The 2664-nt window shown below is 75.3% G+C and carries 1 protein-coding gene; it reads right to left on the bottom strand.

Features of this window, described 5'->3' with window-relative positions:
• On the bottom strand, nt 1-2642 hold a 2642-nt coding region (locus tag GA0115240_RS12300; RefSeq protein ID WP_107407135.1), incomplete at its 3' end, for an ATP-binding protein.
• Nucleotides 2643-2664 lie beyond the last annotated feature (22 nt).

The raw sequence follows: 2664 nt of genomic DNA, 5'->3' as shown, positions 1-2664 counted from the left end.
GCCGCCGCGGCGGCGGCCCACCGCGCGGGCTCGACCCGCCCTTCCGCCCGGACCAGCTCCGCCTCGACCAGCAACGCGTACGCCGCCGCCAGCCCGGTCGGCCGGGGCAGGTGCCGGGCCGTCTCCCGGATCCGCGCCAACACCGGCTCGCGCCCGGTGTCGCCGAGGGCGAGCCACGGCCCGTCCGCCTCCGCTGCCGCGCCCGCGGCCAGCAGCGGCCAGCCGAACTGCATGGTCCCGGCCGGAAAACCGACGTCGGCCGCCGCCAGCAGCTCCCGCCGGGCGTCTTCGAATCTGCCCTGGGCCACGGCCAGTTGCAGCGCCAGCCCGCGCAGCGGGATCAGGTGCTGCGGCTGGGTGTCGTGCCGCAGCCCCTCCACCGCGGCGGCGTGGCATCGCGCCGCCGCGTCCGTGTCGCCGACCGCCAGCGCCACGTACCCCTGGGAGACCTCGATGCCGGCCCGCAGGAAGGTGTGCACCGCCGTCTCCCGGGCCTGGGCCAGCGGCGCCGCCGCCTCGGCGTAGCGGCCGAGGGCGAGCAGCGACTCGCCCTCGTTGGTGAGCAGCCAGGAACGGGTGGTGTTGGACGCCCGCTCGCCGAGCAGCGCCAGGGCCTCCCGGGCGACCCGGATCGCCTCGTGGGAGCGTCCCGCGCCCTCCAGGAGGGAGGAGAGGTTGCCGTAGGTGCGGGCGATGATGCCCGGCGCCGGCTGGTCGGCCACCAGCAGCCGTACCTCCTCGACCTCGGCCAGGCCGCCTTCGATGTCGCCGGCGTCGGCCCGCAGCATGCCGAGGGTGACGCGGGCGTGCAGTTCGGTCTCGCGGGCGCCGGCCAGCCGGGCGAGTTCGACCGCGCGGCCGGCGATGGTGATGCCCTCGGCGGCGGACTTGTGGACCATGATCCAGCCGGCGATCATCGCCATCACCTCGGCGTGCGCGGCCGACGGCGGCAGCCCCCGGACCAGTTCGCGGGCCCGGGACAGCTCCTCCCAGCCGTCGGCCCGCCCCAGGTCCTCGGTGAGCCGGGCCCGCTGGGACCAGAACCAGGCCGCCCGCAGCGGGTCGGCGCTCTGCTCGCGCTCCAGCAGCCGCAGCGCCCGCTTGGCCATGGCGTAGGCCCGCTCGGGTTCCCCGCCGAGCCGGGCGGCGACCGTCACCTCGGCCAGCAGGTCGAGGAAGCTCAGCGGGGTGGCGGCGTCGCACGCGCAGCAGGAGGGGTACGCCTCGGCGTAGTCGACCGGGCGCAGCGCGCCGCGTACCTCCTGCGGGGTGTCGTCCCACAGCTCCAACGCCCGTTCGAGCAGCCGGTACTGCTCGGCGTAGGCGTGGCGGCGCCGGGCGTCGACGGAAGCACGCAGTACCGCGGGCAGTGCCTTAGCCGGGTGGTGGGCGGCGTACCAGTAGCTGGCCAGCCGGGCGGCGCGCTCGCCGGCCCGCACCAGCGAGGGGTCGTCCTCGATGGCCTCGGCGTAGCGGCGGTTGATACGGCTGCGCTCGCCGGGCAGCAGGTCGTCGCCGACCGCCTCGCGGACCAGTGAGTGCCGGAAGCGGTAGCCGTCGCCGCAGGGGTCGGGCAGCAGGATGCTGGCACCGACCGCGCCGCGCAGGGCGTCGATCAGCTGGTCCTCACCGAGCCGGCAGATCGCCGCGAGCAGCCGGTACTCCACGGTGTTGCCGCCTTCGGCGACGAACTTCGCGACGAGCTGGGCGTCTTCGGACAGAGCCTCGACCCGGACCAGCAGCAGGTCCCGCAGCGATTCGCTGATGCCGGCGGTGGTGGTCCGCCCGCCGCTCAGCCCGCAGGCCAACTCCTCGACGAAGAACGGGTTTCCGTCGGAACGGGCGAACACCTCGTCCACCACGGCCGCTTCGGGTTCGGCGGCCAGGATCGCGGCGAGCTGGCGGCGGACCTCGTCAAGGCTGAAGCGGGACAGTTCGATGCGTTCGACGCTGCGCAGCCGGTCGGTCTCGGCCAGGAAGGGACGCAGCGGGTGGCGGCGGTGGATGTCGTCGGCGCGGTAGGTGGCGGCGATCACCAGCCGGGCGCGCTGGAGGGAGCGGAAGAGGTAGGCGAGCAGTTCGCGGGTGGAGCGGTCGGCCCAGTGCAGGTCCTCCAGCACCAGCACCAGGGTGCGGTCGGCGGCGAGCCGTTCCAGCAGCCGGGCGGTGAGTTCGAACAGCCGGACCCGGCCGTCTTCGTCGTGCGGGTCGCGGGCGCCCGGACCGTAGGAGCCGGGATCGCCCAACTCCGGCAGCAGCCGGGCGAGTTCGGCTTCCTGGCCGGCCGCGGCGGCCGGCAGTTCGGCGCCGAGCGTGCCGTACAGCGAGCGCAGGGCGGTGGACACCGGGGCGAACGGCAGGCCGTCCGCCCCGATCTCCACGCAGGCGCCGATGGCGGTGACCGCCCCGGCGGCGCGGGCCGCGGTCAAGAACTCCTCGACGAGCCGGGTCTTGCCGACCCCCGCCTCGCCCCCGATCAGCACCGCTTGCGGCCGGCCGCCGCCGGCCGACCGAAGTGCGCCGGCGAGCCTGGTCAGTTCGGCGTCGCGGCCGATGAACACGGGACTGAGCGACTGCGTCTGCACACCGTCGAGCATGTCACGCGGGTCCGGCGCCGCGACAGCGAATACCGTGGTGGTCATGCCGCGCCGTGCGGGTGGAACG

Source organism: Streptomyces sp. DvalAA-14, from assembly GCF_900091855.1.
In the GTDB taxonomy this organism is placed as follows: Bacteria; Actinomycetota; Actinomycetes; order Streptomycetales; family Streptomycetaceae; genus Actinacidiphila.
Note: the sequence above shows the minus strand (reverse complement) of the source record. Positions and strands in the feature narration are given on the sequence as shown.